The organism is Nonomuraea sp. B12E4 (assembly GCF_039871825.1).
Taxonomy (GTDB): domain Bacteria; phylum Actinomycetota; class Actinomycetes; order Streptosporangiales; family Streptosporangiaceae; genus Nonomuraea.
Window position 1 is genome coordinate 126,568 of the sequence record NZ_JBDPME010000011.1, and the last position, 24,745, is coordinate 151,312.

Genomic DNA, 24,745 nt, shown 5'->3' on the forward strand with positions numbered 1-24,745 from the left:
GACGGTCCCGTGACAGGTGGTCGCGATCTCGTCACCATATGTGCCCATCCGATCTTGCCGGCACCTGGGGTAAAGGTGGTTTTGCCTGTGGAATGCGGCAATCCGGTTTCCGGATGCCTTCGCGCCTAGTTCGGGTTGTTCGCGTGGGTCAGGGTCTCCCATGCGACGAACAGGTTGTTGGTGCCCGCGGGCCGCTGCCGCTCGGTCAGCGCCTGGGTGTTCGTCATCGGGACGCCCATCCGGGTGTGCAGCCCGTTGAACCCGACCTCGGTGACCGGGCCCAGGCCGAGCGTGAGATTTCCGCGGCACAGCCAGCTCGGCACGGTGGCGCCGAGTTGGTACTTGGCGTGGAAGCCGAGCCCGTGCCTGAGCCGTTCCGACACCTCGGGATAGAGGTCCTGGCCCTGGATGCGGCTGGTCTCGGCGATGTGCGAGATGGAGGCCAGGCCGTAGCCCGTGTGCGTGAAGTCGCGGCAGGTCTCCTGGCTGAGGCCGTCGACGAACGTGCTCTGGTCGTGCCAGAAGCCGATGATCTCGGCCGGGGTGTCGACGCCCCCGCTCGGAGGCCGGACCGGCAGGGCGCCGTCGGCGGCCACGTAGAGATAGGCCGGCAGACGGGCGCGGAACGTGGCCACGGCCCGGTCGTAGGCGGCGCGGTCCTCCAGGAAGACGGCGATCCCCAGGGCCGCCTCCGTCATGGTCAGCTCCCAGTTGCCGTTGCTCGACGAACCGCCCGCGACCTCGGGCAGGTAGACGTTCCGCAGCATGGTGGCGAAGCGGCCGGCGTTGGGCCAGCCGGTGTAGGTGTGGCGGATGATCTCGGCGGCCCGCGGCCAGGTCGAGCCCGCCCAGCCGGTCTGCAGGGGCGCGTTGGTGTTGGTGTGGTCCCTGATCGTCGCGGACCAGGCGTCCATGATCGAGATCGCCTTCTCGGCGTACCTGCCGTCGCGGGAGATGTACCAGCGCAGCGCGAGCGTGTAGGCGGCCAGGGCGTCCTCGCGCTCGTCGGTGCAGCCGTTGTTCGGGTTGGAGTAGGACCCGCACTCGACGATCGCCCGCGGGCGCGGGGTCCTGCTCAGGGAGGCGTACGCGCTGGCGGTCATCTGATCGTAGGCCGACTTCCAGGGTTGCGCGTTCGCCTGGACCTTGGCCCGGACGAAGTCGAGTTGCGGCCGGTTGACGAGCACGCCCGGGTGGGTGAAGGTGGCGGGAGCGGCCTCGGCGGCGCCGCCGGTGAGGCCGGCGACCAGCAGGCTGACCAGCGCGGACAGGGAAAGTAAGGTTCGGCTGCGCACGGGGGGAGTCCCTTCGTCCACATACGTGGATGTCATGCGGGGGCCTGGACGATGGCGAAGATAGAGGTCCGGCGGGCCCGGGTCAACCCCTTTCTGTTTGGAAACTTTCCTATTGACAGCCTTGTGGAGGACTGTTTGGATCCCAGTTGATTCAAGGGGCGAAATAAGCCCCGGCGCATCGCGGCGCAGAGAGAAAGAGACATCTCATGATCCCCCAGCGCCCTGCGGCACGGCTCCTCCTGAGCGTGCTCGCCTCACTCGGCCTCGTGACCGCCGTCCTGGCCGCACCGGCTTCGGCCGCCACCGGTCAGATCACCGGCTACGGCGGCAAGTGCGTGGACGTGGCCGGTGCCGCCACCGCCAACGGCACCCAGATCCAGCTCTACGCCTGCAACGGCTCCTCCGCCCAGCAGTGGACCACCGGCGCGGACGGCACCCTGCGCGCCCTCGGCAAATGCCTCGACGTGGCCGGGGCCGGCACGGCCAACGGCACGAAGGTGCAGTTGTGGGACTGCAACGGCTCGGCCGCCCAGGTCTGGACGGCGGGATCCGACGGCACCCTGCGCGCCCTCGGCAAGTGCCTGGACGCCACCGGCCCCAGCTCGGCCGACGGCACCCCTCTGCAGATCTGGGACTGCTTCGCCGGCGCCAACCAGCGCTGGACGCTGCCCGGAGGCGGCACCACCCCGCCCGCCCCGGGCAAGATGCCCGCCGCCCCGTACCTCTACCTCGGCTGGGCCAGCCCGCCCAGCGCCACCTCGGTGATGAGCCAGACCGGCGTGCGCTCCTTCACCATGGCGTTCATCCTGTCCGGCGGCGGGTGCGTGCCCCGCTGGGACGGCTCACGGCCGCTGACCGGCGGCACGGACCAGCAGACGATCAACGCGATCAAGGCCGCGGGCGGCAGCGTGCAGATCTCCTTCGGCGGTTGGTCGGGCAACAAGCTCGGCCCCAACTGCTCCAGCCCCGCCGCCTACGCGGCGGCCGTCCAGCAGGTCATCGACGCGCACGGCCCGGCCGTGGTCGACTTCGACATCGAGAACACCGACGAGTTCGAGAACTACACCGTCCAGGACCGCATCCTGAACGGTCTCAAGATCGTCAAGCAGAACAACCCCAACGTCAAGATCGCCGTCACCTTCGGCACCGGCCAGAACGGCCCGAGCGCGGCCGGGGTCCGGCTGATCAACCAGTCCAGGGCGCTGAACGTGCCGATCGACAACTACACGATCATGCCCTTCAACTTCGGCTCCTCGAACATCTACCAGAGCACCGTCAACTCCTCCGAAGGACTGAAGAACGCGCTCAAGAACGCGTGGGGCTGGAGCGACGCCCAGGCGTACGCCCGCATGGGCATCTCCGGCATGAACGGCATGTCCGACCAGCAGGAGGTCACCACGACCGGGACCTGGACGCAGATCCGCGACTGGGCCAAGGCGCGCGGGCTGGGCCGCTTCGCGTTCTGGTCGGTCAACCGCGACCGGCCCTGCTCCGGCGGCCTCACCCAGACCTGCAGCGGCGTCAGCCAGGGGAACTGGGACTTCACCCGCATCTCGGCGGGGTTCTGAGGCGGCCGGGCTCCGGGAGCCAGGACCTGGGCGGCCGGGTGGTGACGAGGTTCTCGTCGCGCCCGGCCGCCGGGCATGAGGGCGGTGGCCGGCCACCGTGCATGAGCGCGGTGGCCGCCCGCCGCTCACCGCACCGCGACCTGGGAGGCCGCGGTCCCGCCGCTGGGGGCCTGCCACCCGGCCACCACTCTCGGGTCGCCCGCCAGGGCCCTGGTCAGCGGCACGGTCACGGTCGTGGTGCCCTTGCCGGCTACGGTGACGACGCGGCCGCCCGCCGTTCCCTGGCCGTCACGGACGAACAGGTGTGCGCTGCCCCGGGCCGGGGCGTGCAGCGTCACCTTCACCGAGTCCCGCCCGCGCGAGGCCGAGACGACCCGGCCGCTCTCGGACGCCTTGGCCGCGGGACCGCCCGCCGGCGGGACATGCACGCGGACCGCCTGCTCCAGCGACTGCGGGGAGTCCAGGCTGGACAGGGCGGTGTCCGGGATCACCGGGTCGGGCGGCGTGACCGGCCGGTCCGGCGGCGGCTGGTAGCCGGGCAGCGTCGCGACACCCCACCGGTACGGGTCGCCCTGCACGCCGCCCCACGTCGACCAGCCGATCCTGGTCTGGCCGGTCTTGTCCTGGGTGTCGGAGTCGTACACCAGGATGTTCAGCCCGAGGTGCGCGGGATCGACGGCGCCGGGCAGCAGCTCCATCGGGATCGACATCTCCACGGTGTACCCGCCGGAGGCCACCGTCGAGGCCACCCGCATCCCCGGCGCGGTCTGCTCGCCCGGCCCCTGCCGGTTGTCGGCGTCCCGCAAGTGGCAAGGTGGCCCCAGCGTCGCGGACCCGGCGACATCAGAAGTCGCGGACCCGGCGACATCAGAAGTCGCGGACCCGGCGACATCAGAAGTCGCGGACCCGGCGACATCAGAAGTCGCGGACCCGGCGACATCAGAAGTCGCGGACCCGGCGACATCAGAATCGGCGGTTGCCGGCAGCACCGCGGTCTTGAACGTGGTGGAGGTGTTCTCGGACGTGCCGCGCGGGTCGAGCGCGACCTCCACCGAGTCGGTGCGCCAGTGCCGCTTGCAGTCGGAGGCGGGCAGGGGCGTGCCGAGCACGTCGTCCTTGACCTCGACCAGCAGGTAGAGCGTGTCGTCGCCCCAGGCCAACCGGGCCGTGCCGGAGCAGTCGGCGGCCGACGAGCACGCGGTGCCCTCCCACAGGCGGGAGATGTCGAGCGCCGGACCCGGGTACTCGCCCTCACCCGCGGCCCCGTCCACCGTGGGCGCCGCCTGCGGCACCGAGGCCGCCGGGACGAGCTCCAGCGCGGGCCGGCTCGCGACGGCGCCGTCCACGCTGATGGCGTAGGCGTAGTCGCCGCCCTCGTTGGACGTCTTCAGCGTGGGGTCGGAGTTGGTGACCGTGAACGGCACCGTCGCGGAGGCGCCGGCCGCCAGGTCGCGGTAGGGTGCCTCGGCCCGGTCGGCGGTGAAGCCCGCGGGCAGGTCAACCCGCACGGTGCCGGACCGGGTGGCCTCGCTCAGGTTGGTGACCACCACCCCCACCTGCCGGGAGCCGCCGGACGGGAGGGTGAGCACGGGGGCGACCAGGCCGCGCGACTGCGGCACGCCGACCTCGCGGGTCCACTCCTCGTACTGGGCGACCTGGGGTAGTGGCTGCTGGCCCGCGCGTACGGCCGGGCTGACCTCGACCTGCCGGTCGGTGTAGCCGCGTCCCCGTTCGGTGGTCAGGGCGGCCGCGACCCGCACCCGGCCCGGGGCGTCCTGGCCGGGCGTCACGGTGAACGTCGCCGACCGGGTCCGCCCGGCGGAGAGCCGGCCGAGGTCACCCGAGCCGCTGACCTGCCAGCCGGGCGGGACCCGCAGCGTCACGGCCGAGCGGCCGAGTTGCTCGCGCGGCGGCGCGGTCGCGGTGACCTCGACCTTGAACGCCGTCCCGGGACGGACGTCGAACGTGCTGGTTCGCAGCCCCAGCAGGGTCCCCACAGGGACACCTCCGGCGGCCTTGGTCAGCGCGCCGTCCAGGATCGCGGTGGGCGCTGCCGTGGCCGGCGTGCCCGGCTCGGGGAAGGGCACCCGCGCGTCCACCTGGGTGAAGAAGTCGCAGCCGAGCCGGGCGGGATCGGTGGGCACGTCGGCGAAGCCGGCCCAGCCCTGGGAGGCGTATTCGCGCTGCGCCTCCCGCTCGATCGCGGCCCACGTCTTGCCCTGCCGGCCGCGGGAGGTGCGCCCGCTCCACACCCCGTACACGTTCTGGGCCGGGTTGGCGGGCCGGAACGTCGCGGCGCAGTCCTGGCCGGTCTGCGAGGTGCCGCGGCCCCCGCCGGTGAGCAGGCGTAGCGGCGCGAAGGGGCGCAGCCCCTCGCGGGAGATCTGCTCCGGGAACGCCTTGGGGTCGCCCGCCGCGTAGAACGCCTCGATGGCCAGCCGCGCGGCCTCCTGGTGGTTGCCGTGGTTGCCGGGGGTGGGCGCCGGGTCCATGGTCAGCAGGATCTCGGGCCGGGTCCGGCGGACGACCCTGACCACCTTCTCCAGGGTGTCGCCGCCCCAGACCTGGTCGGTCAGCGGGGCGCTCACCGTGTAGTAGAAGTCCACGTCGTCGAGGTTGAACACCTCGCGCACGCCGCCGCGGGCCACCGCCGCCCGCTCTTCGGCCTCGCGCAGCAGTCCGAGGGCGGGGCCCTCCTCGGGGCCGACGGCGTTGCCGCCGCCCTCGCCGCGGGTCACGGTGACGACGCCGGCGCGCACGCCGTGCTCCTCGTTCCACTGCCCGAGCGTCGACAGGGTGGACGCCTCGTCGTCCGGGTGAGCGCCGACGAACAGCGCGTCCAGGTCGATCGCCGTCGCGGACCCGGCGACATCAGATGCCGTCGCGGACCCGGCGACATCAGACGGGGCGGGCTGGGCGGCCAGGGCGGGGGAGGCGGGGACGAGGGTGAGGACGGCGGCGCAGGCCGCGACGGCCAGGCGGCGCGGCGATCTTGAAGGGGGCGGGGATCCTAAGGAGTCGCGCATGGAACCTCCGGGGGGTTACTCGCGGACCGCCCCTTGGAGCAGCCCGCGGACGAAGTGGCGTTGGAGGAACAGGTAGAAGAGCACGACCGGGGTGGCGACGATGACCGAGCCGGCCGCGAGCAGGGTGAAGCCGGAGGTGTACTGGCCCTGGAAGAAGGCCAGCCCCAGCGGCGCGGTTCGCAGCGACTCGCTGGTCACCATGATCAGCGGGATGAGGAACTCGTTCCACGTCCACATGAAGACCAGCACGGTCAGGGTGACGACGGCGGGCCGGGCGGGTGGCAGCAGGACCTGCCACAGGATCCGCCAGCTCGACGCGCCGTCGATGCGGGCCGCCTCCACGATCGCCCGGTTGGCGGCCCGGAAGTAGGCCCGCATCCAGAAGGTCCCGAACGCCACCGACAGCGCCACCTGCGGCAGCGACACCGACCAGAACGTGTCGATCAGGCCGAGCGAGCGCAGGTCGAAGTAGAGCGGCACCGCGATGGCCTCGCTCGGCATCATGATTCCGAGCATGAACAGGTAGAACAGCACCGCCTGGCCGCGGAAGCGCATGGTGCCGAACGCGTACCCGCTCATGATCGACAGCACCACGCTGACGACCACGACGAACGCCGACACCGCCAGGCTGCTCCGCAGGTATGTGCCGAACCGGCCGATCTCCCATGCCGCGGCGAAGTTGCCCAGCCCGGCCGTGCCGCCGCTGTCGGCCGGCCCGAGCGCGGCGGACAGGATCACCACGACGGGGGACAGCGCGAACACGGCGAACACCGACAGGATCACGTAGTTGGCCAGCCGCTCCGCTCGGGAGATCATGACACCCTCCTGTCGGCGAACCGGTTGATCCCGAACGAGATCGCGAAGATGACGACGGTCAGGGTGACGCCCACGGCCGCCGCCGAGCCGACCTGGCCGAGCCCGAAGGCCCGGTGGTAGACCTCGTACGACGGGACCGAGGTCGAGGTGCCGGGGCCGCCTCGGGTGGTGACGTACACCAGGTCGAAGGTGCGCAGCGCGGCGATGACCGTCAGCGTCAGGGCGACGGCGATCTCCCCGCGCACCGACGGCAGCGTCACCGCGAAGAACTCCCGCACGGCCCCCGCCCCGTCGAGCCGCGCCGCCTCGTACAGGTCCGCCGGGATGCGGCTCATCCCGGCCAGCAGCAGCACGGTCACCAGGCCGGTCTCGAACCAGGTGCCGACCACGCCGACCGCGGGCAGCGCGAAGGCGTAGTCGCCGAGCCAGCCGCGCGTCAGCGAGTCCAGCCCCAGCGCGCCGAGCAGGCTGTTGAGCGTGCCGTCCGGCGCGTACACGCGCCGCCAGGCGATCGCCACCACCACCATGGCGATGACCTGCGGCAGGAACACGACGGTGCGGAAGAACCCGAGCCCGCGCACCTTCGCGTGGTTGAGGATCGCGGCCAGCGCCAGCCCGATGACCAGCGGCCCCACCGCGTAGAACCCGATGAGGACCAGGGCGTGGCCGAAGGCGGCCCGCAGTCCCTCGTCGGCGAGGATGGCCGCGTAGTTGTCCAGCCCCGCCCACCGGCCCACGGACAGGCCGTCCCAGTCGTAGAGCGAGAACTGCACCGCGCGCCCGATCGGATACAGCAGGAACGCCGCGTAGACGGCGAAGGCCGGCAGCAGGTAGAGGTAGGCGACCCGGCGCGGCTCCCCGGGTGGCCGGGCGGCGCTCGCGCCCGCCCGGCCGGTGACCCGGCTGCTCACCCGTTGCTCTCGGCGAAGGCCTTGTAGTCCTTCTCCAGCGTGGCCAGGAACTCCTGCGGGCTCGCCTTCCCGGCCAGCAGGTCCTGTAGCGCCGCGCCCAGCGTGTCGGCGAACGTCGGGGTGGCGTAGTCCAGGTACGGCACCAGCCCGTTCCGCTCCGTCACCGTGCCGAACGCGGTGAAGACGTCCTGCTGCGGCCCCGCGGGCACGGTCTGCTTCCCGGTGTCGGCGACCGGCAGGTTGCCGGTGTCGGTGAGCACCTTCATGGCGTCGGCGCTGGTGATGAAGTCGATGTAGGCCGCCGCCGCGTCCGGGTTGGGGCTCTTGGCGGTGATGGCGAACGGCAGGCCGGTGCCGCCGGTCGCGACGGGCGCGGCGTCGGGCGTGGCCCCCGGTGGCAGGATGAAGCCCAGGTCGTCGCCGAGCGCCTTGTGCAGGTCGGCCAGCAGCCAGGTGCCCGCGATCAGGAAGACGCCCTCGCCCTTGCCGAACGCCTGCCACGCCGCGTCGTAGCCCTGCCCGTTGAAGCCCTCGTTGAAGTAGCCCTTGCCCGCCCAGCCGGCGAGCTGCTCGGCGGCCTTGACGTTCTCCGGGGTGTTCCAGGAGGCGCCCTTGCGGCCGAAGGCGAGCGTGCCGATCTGCTCGGCGGGCACGTCGCGGCTCTGCACGGTGCCGAACACGTGGATGGCCGGCCACTTGTCGAGGTTGCCCAGTTGCAGCGGCACCTGCCCGGCGCCCTTGGCCTTGGCCAGCGCCGCCCCGAACTCCGCCCAGGTCTTCGGCGGCCGCAGGCCCAGCTCGGTCAGCTTGGCGGCGTTGTAGTACAGGCCCACGACCTCGCCGACCTGGGGGAGGCCGTACAGGTCGCCCTCGCCGAACAGCTTGCCGTCGGCGCTGTAGCGCGAGTAGCGCAGCACCGAGTCGGGGTAGCGCTCCTTCCAGCCGTACGCCTCGGCGTAGGCGTCCAGCGGGCGGAGCTGGCCGGCTTTGACGAAGGCGCCCATCGAGGAGCGGCCGTTGTTGGCCTCCACCACGTCCGGCGGCTCGTTGCCGCTCAGCGCCAGGCGCAGGGTCGTGTTGAGATCGTCGAAGGAGCGGGACACGCGGTTGAGCCTGATGTTGGGGTACGCGGCCTCGAACGCGGCGTTGAGCCGCTTCATCTGGGCCGCCTGACCGCCGCGCACCTCCTGGTCCCAGACGGTGAGGGTGACGTTGCCCAGGGCCTTGGCGTCGGTGCGCACCGCCGAGGGGCTCGGCTGCGCCGAGGAGGCCGCCGGCGGGGCCGAGGAGCCGGGCGCGCACGCGGTCAGGGTCACTAAGAGGGCCAGGGCCACTGCGGCGAGCACGGTGAGCGTCCGGGAACCGTACGGTGTCCGCGTCGAGGCGGTCATGGTGTCACTCCTTCGGCACAGGCACCCGGGGCGTGTCCGGGTCCTCGTCATCGGGGTCCGGCCGGGCCGTGTCGGAGCGGGGGCCGACGTCGGCGTACCGGGCGATGGTGGCGGCCGCGCGGCGCACCGCGCCCACCGGGACGGCGGGCACCAGCCGGTCCAGGAAGGCGTAGCGGCGGGCCAGCGAACTGCCGTAGGCGCCGCTGTGGCGGGCCGTCGCACGCACCTCGTGCCACCAGTCGGCGATGTCCCCCCAGCCGGGCGCGGCCAGCGAGCCGCCGAACTGCTGCACGGCCAGCGCCGCGCAGACCCCGGCGAAGGCCAGCCGGTCGGCCAGCGGCCAGCGGCACAGCGTGCCGAGCACGATGCCGGCTCCGAACACGTCGCCCGCGCCGGTCGGGTCGAGCGCCGTCACCCGCGGGGCCGGGACGAACGCCTCCTCGCCGGTCGTGGAGTCGATGGCCATGGCGCCGTTGGCCCCGTCGGTCACCACGGCCAGCGGCACCTTGTCGGCGATCGAGTACAGCGCGTCCCGGGGGTTGTCGGTGCGGGTGTAGGCCATGGCCTCGGTCGCGTTCGGCATGAACGCGTGGCAGACGGAGAGCTGGTCGAGCAGGGAGCGCGGCCAGGCGCCCGAGGGGTCCCAGCCCACGTCGGCGAAGAGCAGGGCGCCGTCGCGGTGCGCCCGCCCGGCCCAGCCGGACGGGCTGCCGGGGCGGTCGAGGGGCTCGTCGGCGGACAGCGTCACGATCACCGCCCGGGAGCGGGGCGGTGAGCCGATCATCTCGGAGGCCGGCAGGGGAGGGCGGTGGCCGTGCGTCACCATGCTGCGGTCGCGGTCGACCGCCATGGAGACCGTCACCGGCGAGTGCCAGTGCTCGAAGCGGCGCGACCGGGACAGGTCCACCGCCTCCTGCTCCTCCAGCGTGCGCCAGCAGAAGTCGCCGTAGTCGTCGTCGCCGAACGCGGCGGCCAGTGACGTGCGCAGGCCCAGCCGGCTCGTCGCTATGGCGAGGTTGGCGATGCCGCCGGGGCACGAGCCCATGCCCTCGGCCCAGATCTCGGTGCCGGCGGCCGGCATCGCGGGTAGGCCCGTGAAGACGATGTCGAGGAAGACCGTGCCGGCCAGGAACACGTCGAACTGCGGGCCCTCCGGGGTCCGTTCACCGGCGAGAGGGTCGTACGCCTGGGCAGACACGGCAATAGGTCCTCCTCGACACACCGAACTCTGCGCAATCTTGCACGTTTGCCCGCGCACTTCAAGTGTTTCACGAGAGCGTTTGGCGCAAAACGCTCACTCATGCGCGAACGTGACTGATACACTCGCGGCGTGCTACAGCGCCTCAGGCATGCCGAGATCATGCGCCGGGTCCGGCTCTCCGGGGCCACCAGCGTCCGGGATCTCGCCAGCCAGCTGGGCGTGAGCCCGTCCACGATCCGCCGGGACCTGGAGGTGCTCGACCGCGACGGCACGCTGCGGCGGGTGCGCGGCGGCGCCCTCGCCGACGCCGACACGGGCCGGCCCTTCGCCGAGGTCGCGTGCGTCGACGAGGAGGACAAGGAGGCGGTGGCCGGCCGCGCCGCGCAGCTCGTCCGCGACGGCGACGTGGTGCTGCTCGACATCGGGACGACGACGATGCGGCTGGCCCGGCGGCTGCGCGGGCGCCGCGTCACGGTCGTCACCTCCAGCCTCGCCGTGCTCGACGCGCTGCGCACCGACACGGACGTCGAGCTGCTGCTGCTCGGGGGCATGGTCCGCCGGCCCTACCACTCGCTGGTCGGCGTGCTCACCGAGGCGGCGCTGAGCCAGGTGGTGTCCGACCGGGTGTTCCTGGGGGCGAGCGGCGTGCGGCCGGACGGCCAGCTCGTCGACACCACACTGGCCGAGGTGCCGCTCAAGCGCGCCATGATCGCGGCGGCCGGGCAGGTCGTGCTGCTCGTCGACCGGCACAAGTTCCCCGGCACCGGTGCCCTGCGGGTGTGCGGGGCCGAGGACATCGACGTGATCGTCACCAACGACGGCGCCGACGAGCCGACGTTGCGCGCCTGCGCCTCCGCGGGCGTGGAGGTGCTGCTCGCGTGAGGGGACGCACACGCGCGCGTACGTACGCCGGCTCCCACGGAGGGACGTCCCCTTCGCGTGACGGGACACCCGGCTCGCGGGAAGGGGCGTCGATTCGCGTGCTGGAGTGCCCGGCTCGCAGGAAGGGATGTCCATGAGACTGGCCGTTCTCGGGGGCGGTGGCTTCCGGGTGCCGCTCGTGTACGGCGCGCTCCTGCGCGAGACCGCGAAGCCACGCGTGCAGGAGGTGGTGCTCCACGACGTGTCCCCCGAGCGGCTGGAGACCATCGGGCACGTGCTGCGCGGGCTCGCCGCCGGGCACGACGACCCGCCCGTGGTGCGCACCACCACCGACCTGGACAGCGCGCTGCGTGACGCCGCCTTCGTCTTCTCGGCCATCCGCGTCGGCGGCCTGGCCGGCCGCACCGCCGACGAGCGGGTCGCGCTGGAGCTGGGCCTGCCCGGCCAGGAGACGACCGGGCCCGGCGGCATCTCGTACGGCCTGCGCACCGTCCCGGTCGCGCTGCGGATGGCGGAGCGGGTGGCCGCCCTCGCGCCCGCCGCCTGGGTGATCAACTTCACCAATCCGGCGGGCATGGTCACCGAGGCCATGCGGCAGGTGCTCGGCGACCGGGTGATCGGCATCTGCGACTCGCCCATCGGGCTGGTCCGGCGGGCGGCGGGCGCCCTCGGGCTCGACCCGGCCCGCGTGTCGGCCGACTACGTGGGGCTCAACCACCTCGGCTGGCTACGCGGGCTCACCCATCAGGGGCGCGACGAGCTGCCCCGGCTGCTCGCCGACGACGCGGCGCTGCGGCAGGTCGAGGAGGCCCGCATCTTCGGGGCCGACTGGGTGCGCACCTTGCAGGCGCTGCCCAACGAATACCTGTATTACTACTACTTCACCCGGGAATCGGTCGCCGCGATCTCCGGGCAGACCCGCGGGGAGTCCCTGGTGGGGCAGCAGGACCGGTTCTACGCCGCCGCGCTGGCCCGGCCGGGCGACGCGCTGGCCGAGTGGCGGCGGGCCCGCAGGGAGCGCGACGAGTCGTACATGGCCGAGGCCCGCGACGCCACCGACGCGGGCGAGCGCGCCGCCGCCGACCTGGAGGCGGGCGGCTACGAGGGCATCGCGCTCGCCCTCATGGCCGCCATCGCCCGGGGCGAGCCCGCCACCATGATCCTCAACGTGCGCAACGGGTCCGCCGTGCCGGGCCTGCCGGCGGACGCGGTCGTGGAGATCCCGTGCGCGGTGGACGGCGCGGGGGTCCGGCCGCTGGCCACCCGCCCGCTCGCGGGCCCCTTCCTGGGCCTCGTCCAGCAGGTGAAGGCGGTGGAGCAGACGGTCATCGAGGCCGCGGTGTCGGGCTCGGCGCGGCTGGCGGTGGCGGCGTTCGCGCTGCATCCGCTGGTCGACTCGGTGGCGACGGCACGCGGCCTGTTCGACGGCTACCGGGCCCGCATCCCGGAGCTGGCCGCCGTCTTCCCCCGTTAGCCGCGCCGTCCGGCGCTCAGAGGGCCGGCGCAAGAGTGCGGGCCATCAGGAGGGCGACGTCGTCCTCGGACGGGCCGCCGCCGACCATGCCCGCCTGATCGGCGGGCATCAGGAGGAGCGTGGCAGGCCGGTCGAGGATGTCGCCGGGCCGATATCCGAGCAGCTCCTGCGCGGCTCGCGTCCATCCGATCACGGTGCCCTCGGCGTCGATCACGGCCAGCGCCGGAATCCCCGTTTCCGCCGCGCCCCCCGCCGTGCTGTCTGGCATGTCACCATCCGTCCAGGCGTCGAACGAGCCCTCATCCTATCCGCTGACCTGGGAATATCCGGGCCCGAGCGGCCCGCGGGGGGTGCCGGCCGCTCAGCCGAGGGCGTGGTCGAGGTTGAACGCGGCGCTGATGAGCGCCAGGTGGGTGATCGCCTGCGGGAAGTTGCCGAGCTGCTCGCCGGTGTGCCCGATCTCCTCGGCGTACAGGCCCAGGTGGTTGGCGTAGGTCAGCATCTTCTCGAAGGCCAGGCGGGCCTCGTCGACCCGGCCGGCGCGGGCCAGGGCCTCGACGTACCAGAACGAGCAGATCGAGAACGTGCCCTCCAGCCCCTCCAGGCCGTCCGGGCTGGCCACCGGGTCATAGCGGTAGACCAGCGAGTCGGAGACCAGGCCGCGGCTCAGCGCGTCGAGGGTGGACAGCCACTTGGGATCCGTGGGCGAGACGAACTTGGACAGCGGCATCATCAGCACGGACGCGTCCAGGACATCCTCGTCGAAGTGCTGCACGAACGCCTGCTGCGCCTCCGACCAGCCGTTCTCCATGATGTCCTGGTAGATCGCGTCGCGTGCCCGGCGCCAGCGCGGGATGTCGGCGGGCAGGCCACGCTGGCGGGCCACCCGCATGGAGCGCTCGATGGCCACCCAGCACATCAGCCGCGAGTAGACGAAGTTCTTGCGGCCGCCGCGGGTCTCCCAGATGCCCTCGTCGGGCTGGTCCCAGTTGTCGCAGACCCAGTCGGCCACCTTGCACACCTCGTCCCAGCGCTGGCTGGAGATCGGGTTCCCCCACTTGTTGTAGAGGTAGATCGAGTCGATGAGCGCCCCGTAGATGTCGAGCTGGAGCTGGTTGGCGGCGGCGTTGCCGATGCGCACGGGCTCGGACTTCCGGTAGCCCTCCAGGTGGTGCAGCTCCTCCTCCGGCAGATCCTTGCGGCCGTCGATTCCGTACATGATCTGCAGCGGGCCGGTGCCGCGCTTGGCGGCGAACGGGACGTGATGGGACAGGAAGCCCATGAACGCCTCGGCCTCCTCGGTGAAGCCGAGCCTGAGCAGCGCGTACACGCAGAACGCGGCGTCGCGCACCCACACGTAGCGGTAGTCCCAGTTGCGCCCTCCGCTGAAGTGCTCCGGCAGGCTGGTCGTCGGCGCCGCCACGATCCCGCCGGTCGGCGCGTAGGTGAGCAGCTTCAGCGTGAGGGCCGAGCGGTGCACGACCTCCCGCCACCTGCCGCGGTAGCGCGAGGCCGACAGCCACTTGCGCCAGAACCGCACCGTGGCGACGAACTCCTGCTCCGCCTCCTCGATCGGGCAGCCGCGCGTCTCCAGCCCCGGGCAGGTCTTGTCCAGGGAGAACACCGCGTGCTCGCCCTCCTGCAGCTCGAACCGGGCCCAGGCGTCGCGGCCGTCGGTCTCCATGGGCACGCTGGCGGACAGCGCCAGGGACAGGGACGGCGACTCGAACAACGTGAGCGCCCCCTCCCGCGTGAGCGAGTGGGACTGCCTGGCGTAGTCGAAGCGGGGGGACACCCGGATGCGGAACGGCAGCTTGCCGCGTACACACGAGACCCGGCGGATCAGCCGGTGCCGGTCGGCCTCCCGGGGGTCTTCGGGGATCGGCATGTAGTCCTGGATCTCGCCGACGCCGTCCTGGGCGAAGAAGCGGGTGATCAGGACGTTGGTGTCGGGGAAGTAGAACTGCTTGGTCCGGGCGGGCACGTCGGCGTACAGCTCGAACGAGCCGCCCCGGTCGGCGTCCAGGATCGAGGCGAACACGCTGGGGGAGTCGAACCTCGGGCAGCAGTACCAGTCGATCGTGCCGTTGACGCCCACGAGCGCGACCGTGCGCAGGTCGCCGATCAGGCCATGGTCACCGATCGGCAGGTACCGCGAGTCCTCGGGGGGCCCGGGCGCCCGGGAACCCGCATACTCGTTTTCTCCCTCCATGCCCTCAAACTACGCAGCTCTGAGGTGTGGCAAGCCCTGCTGTTCGTCAAAATGGCCACAGAACTTCATGAATGTGGCAAATGCGGCACGGGTGCCGGCGGGCTCGGGTTCTCCTGGTGGCGGCCAGGTACAGTGCCTGGGCAGGGCCGAGGGGCCGGACCCGGAGGTAGGCGAGCGTATGAGACATGCTTCGTGCGGCCGAGTGGCAGGGGGAGCCGGGTGACCGGTGCGGGGCTGGTGCGGCGGGTGCGCGATCTGGTCGCCGCCGACGACCGCGTGCTGATCGGCATCGCGGGATGCCCGGGCGCGGGCAAGTCCACGCTGGCCGGTTGGCTGGCCGAGCGCCTCACCGCCGCCGGGCTGCCGGCCGTGTGGGTGCCGATGGACGGGTTCCACCTGGCCGACGTCGAGCTCGAACGCCTCGGGCGGCTGGGCCGCAAGGGCGCCATGGACACCTTCGACGCCCACGGCTACCTGGCGCTGCTCCGCCGCGTGCGCGCCGAGACCGCCACCCTCGTCTACGCGCCCTCGTTCGACCGCGAGATCGAGCAGCCGATCGCCGGCGCCATCCCGGTGCCGCCGGCCACACGGGTGGTCGTCAGTGAGGGCAACTACCTGCTCGCCCGCGACGAGCCGTGGCGGCGGGTGCGAGCGGCCATGACCGAGGTCTGGTACGTCGAGCTCGACGACCGCGTACGCCTGGACCGCCTCATCAAGCGGCACATCCGGTTCGGCAAGAGTCCCGATCACGCGGCCCGCTGGGTGGCCGAGGTCGACGAGCCCAACGCCGAGCGCATCCGCGCCACCCGCGACGACGCCGACCTCCGACTGGACTTCGACACCCTCACCCTGACCCCCTAGCCCCATCAGCCTCCCCGGCCCCGGCGCCGTCGGCGGCGCGCGGGTTGTCAAGGGCGAATGTTCGTTCTACGTTGGGATCCCATGGCACGCATGCCCAAGGAGCACCTCGAAGCCCGCCGCCGCCAGATCCTCGACGCCGCCCGGCGCTGCTTCGTCCGCAACGGTTTCCACGCCACCTCCATGCAGGACGTCCTGACCGAGGCCGAGCTGTCGGCCGGTGCCGTCTACCGCTATTTCAAGAGCAAGGACGACATCATCGCGGCGATCGCCTCCGAGGCCCTCGCCGAGGTCGCGGCCGCGTTCGGGGCCGACGCCGCCGCGCCGCCGCCCGATCTGGACGACGTCGTCGACCTCGTGCTGGGCGTGGAGCGCCCGCCGCTGTCCAGATCCCGGGAGTCGGCCCAGCTCCTGGTCCAGGTCTGGGCGGAGGCACTGCGCTCGCCGTCGCTGTCCGCACGGCTGAAGGAGGTCATGGCCGAGGCCCGTGGCGTGATCGGGGGACTGGTGGCGCGGCACCAGGAGCGCGGGCGGCTGCCCGCCGGCGTCCCGCCCGAGCACGTGGCCGACGTGCTGACGGCTCTGGTCGACGGGTTCCTGGTGCGGCGGGCGGTGTTCGGCGACGCGGACCCGGTGGCCTTCAGGAACGGCATCCGCGCCCTGATGTCGGTGCCCGCCAGCCGATAGCGAACGACATTCGCTCTTGACCGAGCACGTCGAAGCGTGCTCTTCTCAAAGAACGAACATTCGTTTTTAACGATGGAGGGATGGATCGGATGACGGCGAACGCTGATGTGCTCATCGTCGGTGCCGGGACGACCGGCCTGGTGCTGGCCATCGAGCTGGCCCGGCGCGGCGTGATCCCGCGGGTCATCGACGCCGCGGGCGCGGACCACCGGGAAAGCCGGGCGGTGTCGATCGTGGCCAGATCACTGGAGTTACTGGACGACCTCGGGCTCGCCCAGGCCGCCATCGAACGGGGCGTCCCCCTGCACGCGCTCGCCTTCTACCAGGGCGCCACGACCCTGGCCGAGATGGACGTGACAGCCGTGGACTCCCGTTCCCGCTGGATCTGTGCATCCCGCAGTGGCAGACCGTCACCCTGCTGCGCGAGCGCGCCGCGGAGCTGGGGGTCACCGTCGAATGGGAGACCCGCCTGGTGGGGCTGCGGCCGGGGGAGCACGGCGTCGGCGTGGACCTCGTCCGCGACGGCAGCCGCCTGAGCTGCGAGACCCGCTGGCTGGTCGGTGCCGACGGGGCCCACAGCACCGTGCCACCGGGCACGCGCGGGAGACCCTGCTGGACAGCTACCACGCCGAGCGCTGGCCCGTGGCCAAGGCCGTGGTCGACGCGACCTCGACCGCCACGCGGGTGGCCACCGCCGGCACGCTGATCGCCCGCCGGGCCAGGCGGCACGCGCCACCCTGGCCGCCTGGCAGGCTGCCGCCCGCCGGGTCATGGCCGGGCACGGCGAGGTCCACCTCCTCACCCGCGGCCACCTGCCGCCGGTGCCCGGCGCCCTCGCCGACCTGCGCAGCGAGGCGCACAACCGCTATGGCGTGCGCCGCCCCAGCCTGTACGTGATCCGCCCGGACAAGTACGTCGGCTACCGCGGCGACGCGGTGGATCTCGCGCCCGTCACCGACTATTTCCGCACCTTGACCGGCATCACACCTTGACCGGGAGTCCATCACGGCGCGGCCCGTCCCGTCGTGGTGACCGGCCGCGTGCTCGTGCGGGTGTCAGGGGGTGGGGAAGCCCGGGTGCGGGCAGCCGCAGCTCCGCCGTACGGTGAGGGTGGCCGCCGGTGTTCCGCCGGGCACGGGCTCGCCGAGCAGGTGGCGCACGCTCTGGCGGGCCATCTCGGCGAGCGGCTGTTCCACCGCGGTCAACGGCGGCACGGTGAACGCGGTCTCCGGGCTGCCGTCGCAGCTGATCAGGGCGAGCCGGCCGGGCACGTCGACGCCAGCCGCACCGCAGGCGGCCAGCACGCCGACGGCCTGCTCGTCGGTCGCCACGACCAGCGCCCTCGGCACGGTTCCCAGCCCGGCCACGAGGCGGGCGGCGGCGGCACGGCCGAACGCGGAACGCAGCAGCTCGCCGGGAACGCCCGTCGCCCGCCAGGCCGCGACGCGGTCGCCCACCGGGCCCTCGTCGGTGGGGCCGGCCAGAAAGTCGATCCGGGCGTGTCCGTGCTCGCGCAGGTGGGCGACCGCGGCGGCGACCCCCGCCTCGTTGTCGGCGGCCACGAGCGTCGTGGCCGAGCCGGGGGGCCGGTGGTGGACGTACACGACGGAAGCGCCCTCCTCGGTGGCGGGACCGGCCGGGTCGTCGGCGCCCGAGGCCGAGACGATGATCAGGCCGTCCACCTGCGCGCCCAGCAGGGCCTCGATCGCGGTTGCCTGGCGCCGGCCGTCGTAGCCCGAGTTCGCGACGACCATCAGCTTGCCGGAGGCGGTGAGAGCCTCCTCCAATCGCCGGCCGAGGGCGGCGAAGTAGGGGTTGACCGTGTCGGGGAGCACGACGCCGACGAGCCCGGAAGAGCCCGAGCGCAGCGCGGCGGCCACCCGGTTGTGCCGGTAGCCGAGTTCGGCGGCGGCGGCGATGACGCGCTCACGGGTGCGTGCCGCGACCGGCCGGGGCCCGTCGTTGACGACGTAGCTCACCACCGCGATCGAGGTCCCGGCGCGGCGGGCCACGTCGGCCATGGTCACCGCCATGCCCGCTCCCTTCTTGACAGCGCGTGTGCGCGCCCACCATCGTTGCACCCGACATCGATTCTAAACGTTTAGATACGACCTCTTTCACGGAGCCGTGATGAAGCTGATCGTGGACACCGACACCGCCTCCGACGACGCGGTGGCGCTGCTGCTCGCCGCGCGAGATAGCGGCACCGAGCTGGACGCGGTGACCACCGTCGCCGGCAACGTGCCGCTGCCGCTGGCCACCCGCAACGCGCTGCTGACCCTGGAGCTCGCCGGGATGGGCGGCGTGCCGGTGTACGAGGGCTGCGACCGCCCGATGGCGCGCCCGCTGTCCACCGCGCAGCCGGTGCACGGCGACGACGGCATGGGCGACCTCGGCCTGGCCGACCCGGCCGGCCGGCCCCAACCCGGGCACGCCGTGGACGTGCTGCTCGACCGGGCTCGGGCGCGGCCCGGCGAGTACACACTGGTCTCCCTCGGACCGCTGACCAACCTGGCCGCCGCGCTGCTTCGCGACCGCGACCTGCTCGGCCGCTACCGCCACGTGTACTGCATGATCGGCGCGCCCGACGCGGTGGGCAACATCAGCGCGACGGCCGAGTTCAACGCCTGGGTGGACCCCGAGGCGGCGCAGATCGTGCTCTCGGCGGCCGACCCCGGCCGGGTCACCTGGATCGGCTGGGACGTCTCCCGGCGTGACGCGGTGATGACGCCCGGCGACCAGGAACGGCTCCTGGCCCTGGACTCGCCGCTGGCCTCCTTCGCCCACCGGATCAACCGCAAGGTGGCCGAGTGGGCCAGGCAGGTGAGCGGGCTGTCCGGTTACGACCTGCCCGATCCGGTGGCGATGGCGGTGGCGCTGCGGCCGGGCCTGGTGGCCGAACACGAGAAGGCCCACGTGCGGATCGCGCTCGGCGACGAGGCGCGCGGCCAGAGCATGGTGGACCGGCGGCTGACCGGGCCGCCACCCAACGTCACCCTGGTTCGCCGCGTACACGAAAAGGGCTTCAAGGAGCTGCTCTTCGGCCTGCTGGCGCAGGAGGCACGCGTATGAACGGCCGCTACGAGCTGCACTGCCACCTCGACGGCTCGGTCCGGCCCGGCACGGTCGCCGAGCTGGCCGAGCAGCAGGGCATCCGCCTCGACGGGCCGGTCGAGTCGCTGGTGGTGGCCCCGCGCGAGTGCGGCGACCTGATGGCTTACCTCACCTACCTCGACCCGGTCCTGCGGGTCCTGCAGACCCCCGAGGCGCTGCGCCGGGCCGCGCTGGAGCTGGTGCTCGCCTGGTCGACCGACGGCGTCGTGTACGGCGAGGCCAGGTTCGCGCCGCAGCTGCACGGCGAGCGCGGGATGACGCTCGACGAGGCCGTCACGGCGGTGGCCGGCGGCCTGGCGGCCGGATCGGAGCAGACGGGCGTCCGTTGCGGGCTCCTCCTGTGCTGCCTGCGCCAGCAGCCGCCGGAGACCAGCGAACGGGTCGTGGCCACCGCGCTTCGCCACCGGGACGTGGTCGTCGGCGTGGACCTGGCGGGCGACGAGAGCCACCCCGGCGCGCCGCATCTGCCGGCCTTCGCCGCCGCGCACGCCGCGGGGCTTCCCGTCACCGTGCACGCGGGCGAGGCGGCCGGGCCGGAGAGCGTGTGGGAGGCGCTCGACGTGCTCGGCGCCGCGCGGATCGGCCACGGCGTGCGGTCGGCGGAGGACCCCTCCCTGCTCGACCGGCTCAGGCACGACGGCATCGCCCTGGAGATGTGCCCGACCAGCAACCTGCAGACCGGAGCGGTACGCGACGCCGCGGCGCACCCCGCCGGCCGGCTGCTGGCCGAAGGTCTGGCCGTCACCGTCTCCACCGACGCCCGCACCACCTCCGCCACCACCCTCGGCCGTGAGTTCCGCCAGATGAGGGAGTGGTACGGCTGGACCGCCGGCCACGAGGCACGTTGCCAGCAGCACGCGCGGGCCGCCGCGTTCGGCGACGTGCCCGCCGCCTGACGAGGCATCACTGACTCATACAAGTCGCGTATGTACCCCTTGGTGAAGGAGGCGGAGGGTGGCGACGGCGCCGCCGTCGGCCGCGTTGGTGAAGGTGAGGGTGGCGCCGATGACCCGGGCCTGGCCGAGCGCGATGGTCAGGCCGATGCCGTGGTCGCGGCCGCGTTCCGGGGTTCCGGTCCTGAAGCGGCGGGGCCCGTCGGTGAGCAGGGCGGCGGGGTATCCGGGGCCGTGATCGCGGACGACGATCACGGTGGCGGTCACGGAGATCTCGATCGGCGGGGCTCCGTGGCGGGCGGCGTTGGCCAGGAGGTTGGCCAGGATCCGGTCGAGCCGGCGCGGGTCGGTCTCGGCCGTGGGCCGGCCGGCGACGATGACCCGGCCCTCCAGCCCCGTCCGGGCCAGCACCGCCCGGACGAGGTCGGCGACGGGCACCGGCCGCACGTCGGCCTGCTCGATCCCGGCGTCCAGGCGGGAGATCTCCAGCAGGTCCTCGGCCAGCGTCCGTAACGCCTGGACCCGGTCCGTGACCAGGTCGGTGGCCTCGCACGGAGGCAGCAGCGTCACGGCGGCGACCAGGCCCATCAGCGGGGTACGCAGCTCGTGGGCCACGTCCGCGGTGAAGCGCTGCTCGTTCAGCAGCCGGTCGCGCAGGCTGTCGGCCATGGCGTCGACGGTGGCCGCGATCTCGCTGATCTCGTCGCCGCCCGTGCGTCCCGGCGCCGTCCTGGCCTCCAGATCTCCCGCGGCGATGCGCCGCGCGGTGGCCGCCACCTGCCGCAGCCGGCGGTTGGGCAGCTCGGCGGCCAGCGCCGACAGCGGGACGGCCGCGGCCAGCACCGTCAGCGAGGCGATCACCATGTGCCGGTCGAGCGCCTCCAGGCCGCGCATGTCGGAGCCCATGTCGACCTTCACCGCCACGACATGGTCGTTCACGCTCTGCGCGGCCCACATCCACGGGATGCCGGGGCGGCGGTCGTCGTACCAGGTGACGTGGCCGTCCGCGCGCGCCACCAGGGCCAGCAGTTCGTCCGGCGGTGGCCCGTCCCCGAAGGGCGGCGTGAGGCCCGTGTCGCGGTAGACGTAAACGGCGGAGAGCAGCGCCGTCACGGCCCGGTCCGCGCCCTCGCTCAGCAGCCGCTCCAGCGTGCTCTGGTGCACGAGCAGCCCCACGGACAGGGACACCGCGCAGGCGGCCGTGGCCACGAGCGCGGCGATCTTCCAGCGCAGCGACCGCCACGCCGGATGGGCACGCCCCACGTCAGCGTCGTAGCTTGTAGCCGAACCCACGAACCGTCTCGATCCGATCGGCGCCGATCTTCTTGCGCAGCCGCTGCACGCACAGGTCCACGACCCGGCTGTCGCCGTCCCAGCCGTAGTCCCAGACGTTGCCCAGCAGCGTCTGCCGATCGAGGACGATGCCCGGGTGCGCGGCGAACTCCAGCAGCAGCCGCAGCTCGGTCGGTGCCAGCGCGACCGGCTCGCCGCCCAGGAACACCTCCAGGCCGCCGGTGTCGATCACCAGATCGCCGAAGACGAGCCGGTCGCTCGGGGTGTGGTCCTCCGTCGCCGCGACGGCGGCCCGGCGCAGCAGCGAGCGGATCCTGGCCACCAGCACGGGGATGTCGACCGGCTTGACCACATAGTCGTCGGCCCCGGCCTCCAGCCCCGAGACCACGTCCAGGGCGTCGCCCCGGGCGGACATCATGAGGATCGGGACCACGCTCGACTCCCTGATCCTGCGGCACAACCCGATGCCGTCCAGCTCCGGCAGCATCACGTCCAGCACCAGGAGGTCGTGCCGGCCCTCCCGGAACAGCTCCAGTGCCCGCAGCCCGTCGCTCGCCACCGTCACGTGGTAACCGTAGCGCTCCAGCGCCAGTGCCACCGCCCGGCGGATCCCTTCGTCGTCCTCGACGAGCAGGATCGTGGAGAGTGCGGGCGCGGGGACAGGCAGAACGGACATTCCGCTTATTTTATTCGCCGGCGCGGAAGGTCGAAGAGCCAGGTCGCCCGGGCCTTCCGCAGGAGGTTCTCCGCGAGCAGGCACAGCGCCACGATCAACGCGGTCAGGAGGGCCGGGTAGAGGAACACGAACGCGTGCTGCCCGAGCGCCCCCACCGTGGACAGCGGCCCGACGAGCACCTTGTGGATCAGGGCGAGCACGGGCATGTGGATGACGTAGATCGGCAGCGTACGGCGGCCGAGCCAGGCGAGCCCGCTCCCGATCCCGGGCACGGCGGCGACCAGCGGGCCGACCGACACGCCGAAGAGCGTGGCGATGACGCAGACCGCCGGCCAGGCGCCGGGGAACTGCTGCGCGCCGGTGACCATCAGCGCCAGCGCCGCCGCCCCGTACGCGACCGTGATCAGCACCGCCCGGCGCCGGCCGGTGGTGTCGGCGAGCCGCTCGAAGTACGGCCGGAAGTACAGCCCGGCCAGGAAGAACAGCAGGTTCTGCAGCAGCGACCCGCGGTTGGCCTCGATCGGCACGTATCCCGCGGCCACGACCGCCGACAGGATCAGGGCGGCGGCGAGCATGACGGGCCGCGGCACCCGGCGCAGCGCCTTGGCCACCGTGAAGTAGAGGGCCAGGGCGTAGAGGTACCACAGGTTCGGCGGCGAGATCGTGAGCTGCTCGACGAACTCGCCCACGCTGCCGGCGCTGGCGGTGTCGAACCCGGGCACCAGCGCCAGCAGCGCCGTGTGGATGCAGACCCACAGGACGTACAGGTACAGGAACTTCGCCACCCGGGAACGCGCCACCACCCGCCAGGGCCGCTGGAACGCGCCGGTCGCGAACATGCCGGAGATGGTGAAGAACAGCGGCATCCGCAAGGTCAGCAACGCGTTGCCGAGCATGCCCCAGAAACCGGTGATCGGCACGTCGAGCCGCCAGTCGATCTGCAGGTAGTGCTTCACGACCACGTGCCACAGCACGACCAGGAGGATGCACACGCCCTTGGCGGTGTCGGCCCACCCGAGCCGGCTCGCGCCGGCGCGAGCCGGAGAAGCGCCGCCGCCGGCCGTGGACGCGGGGGCCGCCGTGGGAGCAGGGAACATCGCTGGAGCACCTCCGGAGATACCGACTCGCACCGGCAACCCTTTGCGAGCCGGGTCTCCGCACTGCCGACACCAGGCCGCCACCAGGGCGCGGCCATGTATCAGCCACGTATCAAGGCGGCTGACACCCGGTGGAGGCCCGGGTCAGATTGGCGATCGCGCGGGGCATCCGCCCGCCCGTGAGGGACGAATGAAAGGCACCGTCTAAGGAGAGGGATGGGGCTCATGCGAGGATGGCCGTTCGTCGGGCGGGATGCGGAGCTGGCGACTGCGCGCACGTGCTCCTCCTCGGGCGAGGCGATCGGGGTGGTCATCGCCGCCGAGGCGGACGCCCACCTGCTCGACGGCGGCTCGGCCGCCGTGCTCGGGCACCTGGCGGCCCACGGACTGGCCTTCCCCGTGATCACCATCCGCAGCGACGCGCCGGTCCCCGACGTGGTGACCACGCTGTGGAAGGACGGCCCGGCGCGCTGGACCTGCGCGAGCTGCTGTCGGGGGCGCTCGCGGACGGCACGCTGCGCCGCACGTACGGGGTGTGGCACTTCACCGGCGGCTACCGCCCAGCGGCGGCATCCGCCGGCTTCTGACGGACCGCCTGCGCCCGCTCGACCCTCCCACCAGGCTCGTGCTGGAGCTGCTGGCCTGTGGTGAGCCGCTGCCGCTGGCCGTGCTGGAGCGGCTGTCGGACGCGGCCTCGATCGAGGCGGCGGAGGGCCGCGGCCTGGCCGTGTCGGAGCGGGTGGGCGAGCGCGTGCAGGTGCCGCGCGGGCTGGCCGGCATGGACGGTGACGCGCTCTGCGCCGCCGCGACCGTCTTCGGCGACCTGGGCCACGTCCTGCTGGCCGCCGAGGCCGTCTCCACCGCCGCCCGGGCCTACCGCAAGGACGGCCTGTCCGGAAAGTCGGCCATCGCCTTGGAACGGGCCGCCGTGCTGCGCGGGCGCTGCGAGGGGGCCACGACCCCGCTGCTCGGCCACGGCGGCACCGCGGTGCTCACCCGCCGGGAACGCGAGGTCGCCCTGCTCGCGGCCCGCTACAGCAGCAAGCACGTCGCGGCCCGGCTCGGGCTCTCGGTGGCCACCGTGAACAACAACCTCGCCCGCGTGTACGTCAAGCTCGGCATCTCCAACCGCAGCCAGCTCGCTGCCTTGGTGGACGGAAACGGCCGCCTCGAATGACATCCGAAAGTTTCGGGAAATTTGTCGGCCAGATCAGCCTGGACAAACGGGCTACCTTTGGGAATTCCCGGGCGAGCGAATCCGCAACGTAGCAGTTGATGGCACCCTTGACATGCTTGTAAGGGCCCCTTATGTTGCCGCAATATTACAGAGATCGTCATGAAAGTTTCGGCG

General features: G+C 72.6%; 24 protein-coding genes. 12 read left to right on the forward strand and 12 right to left on the reverse strand.

Going from position 1 to position 24,745, the window contains the following annotated elements; all coding sequences use genetic code 11:
• Nucleotides 1-125: 125 nt before the first annotated feature.
• Nucleotides 126-1,295 (reverse strand): alginate lyase family protein, encoded by a 1,170-nt coding sequence (locus ABGB18_RS25100; protein ID WP_347698031.1) that lies wholly within the window; start codon nt 1,293-1,295, stop codon nt 126-128.
• Between the two features lie 206 nt (nt 1,296-1,501).
• Here ABGB18_RS25100 and ABGB18_RS25105 point away from each other — a divergent pair, with 206 nt between their 5' ends.
• Nucleotides 1,502-2,863: a ricin-type beta-trefoil lectin domain protein gene (locus ABGB18_RS25105; protein ID WP_347698032.1), complete on the forward strand. Its 1,362-nt coding sequence runs from the start codon at nt 1,502-1,504 to the stop codon at nt 2,861-2,863.
• A gap of 125 nt (nt 2,864-2,988) precedes the next feature.
• Here the strand turns inward: ABGB18_RS25105 and ABGB18_RS25110 are convergent, their stop codons facing one another.
• From ABGB18_RS25110 to ABGB18_RS25130, 5 genes are read right to left on the reverse strand one after another with little or no spacing between them, the layout of a single operon-like run.
• A complete protein-coding gene (locus ABGB18_RS25110; protein WP_347698033.1) occupies nt 2,989-5,889 on the reverse strand; it encodes a sugar-binding protein in 2,901 nt (966 codons plus the stop codon).
• 15 nt (nt 5,890-5,904) lie between these two features.
• A complete protein-coding gene (locus tag ABGB18_RS25115) occupies nt 5,905-6,705 on the reverse strand; it encodes a carbohydrate ABC transporter permease (RefSeq protein WP_347698034.1) in 801 nt (266 codons plus the stop codon).
• Nucleotides 6,702-7,616 (reverse strand): sugar ABC transporter permease, encoded by a 915-nt coding sequence (locus ABGB18_RS25120; protein WP_347698035.1) that lies wholly within the window; start codon nt 7,614-7,616, stop codon nt 6,702-6,704. Before ABGB18_RS25120 ends, ABGB18_RS25115 begins: the two co-directional genes overlap by 4 nt.
• Nucleotides 7,613-9,007 (reverse strand): extracellular solute-binding protein, encoded by a 1,395-nt coding sequence (locus ABGB18_RS25125; protein WP_347698036.1) that lies wholly within the window; start codon nt 9,005-9,007, stop codon nt 7,613-7,615. The genes ABGB18_RS25120 and ABGB18_RS25125 overlap by 4 nt, the downstream gene beginning before the upstream one ends.
• A 4-nt stretch (nt 9,008-9,011) precedes the next feature.
• On the reverse strand, nt 9,012-10,205 hold the full coding sequence (locus ABGB18_RS25130; RefSeq protein ID WP_347698037.1) for a PfkB family carbohydrate kinase: 1,194 nt from the start codon (nt 10,203-10,205) through the stop codon (nt 9,012-9,014).
• A 132-nt stretch (nt 10,206-10,337) separates the two neighbouring features.
• Here ABGB18_RS25130 and ABGB18_RS25135 point away from each other — a divergent pair, with 132 nt between their 5' ends.
• Complete coding sequence (locus tag ABGB18_RS25135) at nt 10,338-11,090, forward strand: DeoR/GlpR family DNA-binding transcription regulator (protein WP_347698038.1); 753 nt, start codon at nt 10,338-10,340, stop codon at nt 11,088-11,090.
• A 133-nt stretch (nt 11,091-11,223) separates the two neighbouring features.
• Entirely contained in the window at nt 11,224-12,564 is a 1,341-nt protein-coding gene (locus ABGB18_RS25140; RefSeq protein WP_347698039.1) for a 6-phospho-beta-glucosidase, read from the forward strand.
• Between the two features lie 16 nt (nt 12,565-12,580).
• Here the strand turns inward: ABGB18_RS25140 and ABGB18_RS25145 are convergent, their stop codons facing one another.
• Both ABGB18_RS25145 and ABGB18_RS25150 read right to left on the reverse strand, forming a co-directional pair.
• Nucleotides 12,581-12,832 carry a PAS domain-containing protein gene (locus ABGB18_RS25145; protein WP_347698040.1) on the reverse strand — a complete coding sequence of 84 codons (252 nt, stop codon included), beginning with the start codon at nt 12,830-12,832 and terminating at the stop codon, nt 12,581-12,583.
• 93 nt (nt 12,833-12,925) lie between these two features.
• On the reverse strand, nt 12,926-14,776 hold the full coding sequence (locus tag ABGB18_RS25150) for a glycoside hydrolase family 15 protein (RefSeq protein ID WP_347698041.1): 1,851 nt from the start codon (nt 14,774-14,776) through the stop codon (nt 12,926-12,928).
• A 219-nt stretch (nt 14,777-14,995) separates the two neighbouring features.
• Here ABGB18_RS25150 and ABGB18_RS25155 point away from each other — a divergent pair, with 219 nt between their 5' ends.
• The 5 genes from ABGB18_RS25155 to ABGB18_RS25175 all read left to right on the forward strand — a co-directional run bounded on the left by ABGB18_RS25155 (nt 14,996) and on the right by ABGB18_RS25175 (nt 17,313).
• The gene (locus tag ABGB18_RS25155) at nt 14,996-15,637 is read left to right on the forward strand and encodes a nucleoside/nucleotide kinase family protein (RefSeq protein ID WP_347698042.1); all 642 of its coding nucleotides are present in this window, start codon (nt 14,996-14,998) and stop codon (nt 15,635-15,637) included.
• 90 nt (nt 15,638-15,727) lie between these two features.
• A complete protein-coding gene (locus ABGB18_RS25160; protein WP_347698043.1) occupies nt 15,728-16,321 on the forward strand; it encodes a TetR/AcrR family transcriptional regulator in 594 nt (197 codons plus the stop codon).
• 89 nt (nt 16,322-16,410) lie between these two features.
• Entirely contained in the window at nt 16,411-16,857 is a 447-nt protein-coding gene (locus ABGB18_RS25165) for an FAD-dependent monooxygenase (protein ID WP_347698044.1), read from the forward strand.
• On the forward strand, nt 16,761-17,027 hold the full coding sequence (locus ABGB18_RS25170; protein WP_347698169.1) for a hypothetical protein: 267 nt from the start codon (nt 16,761-16,763) through the stop codon (nt 17,025-17,027). The genes ABGB18_RS25165 and ABGB18_RS25170 overlap by 97 nt, the downstream gene beginning before the upstream one ends.
• Nucleotides 17,028-17,091: 64 nt before the next feature.
• Nucleotides 17,092-17,313: a hypothetical protein gene (locus ABGB18_RS25175; RefSeq protein WP_347698045.1), complete on the forward strand. Its 222-nt coding sequence runs from the start codon at nt 17,092-17,094 to the stop codon at nt 17,311-17,313.
• Nucleotides 17,314-17,376: 63 nt separating this feature from the next.
• On the opposite strand, the gene ABGB18_RS25180 is transcribed toward ABGB18_RS25175, so the two are convergent.
• The gene (locus ABGB18_RS25180) at nt 17,377-18,354 is read right to left on the reverse strand and encodes a LacI family DNA-binding transcriptional regulator (protein WP_347698046.1); all 978 of its coding nucleotides are present in this window, start codon (nt 18,352-18,354) and stop codon (nt 17,377-17,379) included.
• 97 nt (nt 18,355-18,451) lie between these two features.
• Here ABGB18_RS25180 and ABGB18_RS25185 point away from each other — a divergent pair, with 97 nt between their 5' ends.
• Together ABGB18_RS25185 and add are read left to right on the forward strand one after the other, a co-directional pair.
• The gene (locus ABGB18_RS25185; protein ID WP_347698047.1) at nt 18,452-19,393 is read left to right on the forward strand and encodes a nucleoside hydrolase; all 942 of its coding nucleotides are present in this window, start codon (nt 18,452-18,454) and stop codon (nt 19,391-19,393) included.
• Nucleotides 19,390-20,331: an adenosine deaminase gene (add, locus tag ABGB18_RS25190; protein WP_347698048.1), complete on the forward strand. Its 942-nt coding sequence runs from the start codon at nt 19,390-19,392 to the stop codon at nt 20,329-20,331. Before ABGB18_RS25185 ends, add begins: the two co-directional genes overlap by 4 nt.
• Before the next feature lie 15 nt (nt 20,332-20,346).
• Here add and ABGB18_RS25195 read toward each other — a convergent pair whose 3' ends face one another.
• The 3 genes from ABGB18_RS25195 to ABGB18_RS25205 are packed head-to-tail and all read right to left on the reverse strand — an operon-like array spanning nt 20,347 to nt 23,394.
• Nucleotides 20,347-21,591, reverse strand: coding sequence for a HAMP domain-containing sensor histidine kinase (locus ABGB18_RS25195; RefSeq protein WP_347698049.1), 1,245 nt, complete (start codon nt 21,589-21,591; stop codon nt 20,347-20,349).
• Between the two features lies 1 nt (nt 21,592).
• A complete protein-coding gene (gene cseB / locus ABGB18_RS25200) occupies nt 21,593-22,297 on the reverse strand; it encodes a two-component system response regulator CseB (protein WP_347698050.1) in 705 nt (234 codons plus the stop codon).
• Nucleotides 22,298-22,302: 5 nt separating this feature from the next.
• Complete coding sequence (locus ABGB18_RS25205) at nt 22,303-23,394, reverse strand: acyltransferase family protein (RefSeq protein WP_347698051.1); 1,092 nt, start codon at nt 23,392-23,394, stop codon at nt 22,303-22,305.
• Nucleotides 23,395-23,843: 449 nt separating this feature from the next.
• On the opposite strand from ABGB18_RS25205, the gene ABGB18_RS25210 reads away from it, so the two are divergent.
• Nucleotides 23,844-23,981, forward strand: a complete 138-nt coding sequence (locus tag ABGB18_RS25210) for a hypothetical protein (RefSeq protein WP_347698052.1) — start codon at nt 23,844-23,846, stop codon at nt 23,979-23,981.
• A 38-nt stretch (nt 23,982-24,019) separates the two neighbouring features.
• Entirely contained in the window at nt 24,020-24,571 is a 552-nt protein-coding gene (locus ABGB18_RS25215) for a helix-turn-helix transcriptional regulator (protein WP_347698053.1), read from the forward strand.
• The last annotated feature ends 174 nt before the right edge of the window (nt 24,572-24,745 follow it).

Bases quoted from the DNA above. Each gene is read 5' to 3' on its own strand.
- ABGB18_RS25160 (WP_347698043.1), top strand. From the start codon at position 15,728: ATGCCCAAGGAGCACCTCGAAGCCCGCCGCCGCCAGATCCTCGACGCC.
- ABGB18_RS25140 (WP_347698039.1), top strand. From the start codon at position 11,224: ATGAGACTGGCCGTTCTCGGGGGCGGTGGCTTCCGGGTGCCGCTCGTG.
- ABGB18_RS25180 (WP_347698046.1), bottom strand. From the start codon at position 18,354: ATGGCGGTGACCATGGCCGACGTGGCCCGCCGCGCCGGGACCTCGATC.
- ABGB18_RS25205 (WP_347698051.1), bottom strand. From the start codon at position 23,394: ATGTTCCCTGCTCCCACGGCGGCCCCCGCGTCCACGGCCGGCGGCGGC.
- ABGB18_RS25125 (WP_347698036.1), bottom strand. From the start codon at position 9,007: ATGACCGCCTCGACGCGGACACCGTACGGTTCCCGGACGCTCACCGTG.
- ABGB18_RS25165 (WP_347698044.1), top strand. From the start codon at position 16,411: ATGACGGCGAACGCTGATGTGCTCATCGTCGGTGCCGGGACGACCGGC.
- ABGB18_RS25115 (WP_347698034.1), bottom strand. From the start codon at position 6,705: ATGATCTCCCGAGCGGAGCGGCTGGCCAACTACGTGATCCTGTCGGTG.
- add (WP_347698048.1), top strand. From the start codon at position 19,390: ATGAACGGCCGCTACGAGCTGCACTGCCACCTCGACGGCTCGGTCCGG.
- ABGB18_RS25175 (WP_347698045.1), top strand. From the start codon at position 17,092: ATGGCCGGGCACGGCGAGGTCCACCTCCTCACCCGCGGCCACCTGCCG.
- ABGB18_RS25185 (WP_347698047.1), top strand. From the start codon at position 18,452: ATGAAGCTGATCGTGGACACCGACACCGCCTCCGACGACGCGGTGGCG.
- cseB (WP_347698050.1), bottom strand. From the start codon at position 22,297: ATGTCCGTTCTGCCTGTCCCCGCGCCCGCACTCTCCACGATCCTGCTC.
- ABGB18_RS25110 (WP_347698033.1), bottom strand. From the start codon at position 5,889: ATGCGCGACTCCTTAGGATCCCCGCCCCCTTCAAGATCGCCGCGCCGC.
- ABGB18_RS25145 (WP_347698040.1), bottom strand. From the start codon at position 12,832: ATGCCAGACAGCACGGCGGGGGGCGCGGCGGAAACGGGGATTCCGGCG.
- ABGB18_RS25150 (WP_347698041.1), bottom strand. From the start codon at position 14,776: ATGGAGGGAGAAAACGAGTATGCGGGTTCCCGGGCGCCCGGGCCCCCC.
- ABGB18_RS25105 (WP_347698032.1), top strand. From the start codon at position 1,502: ATGATCCCCCAGCGCCCTGCGGCACGGCTCCTCCTGAGCGTGCTCGCC.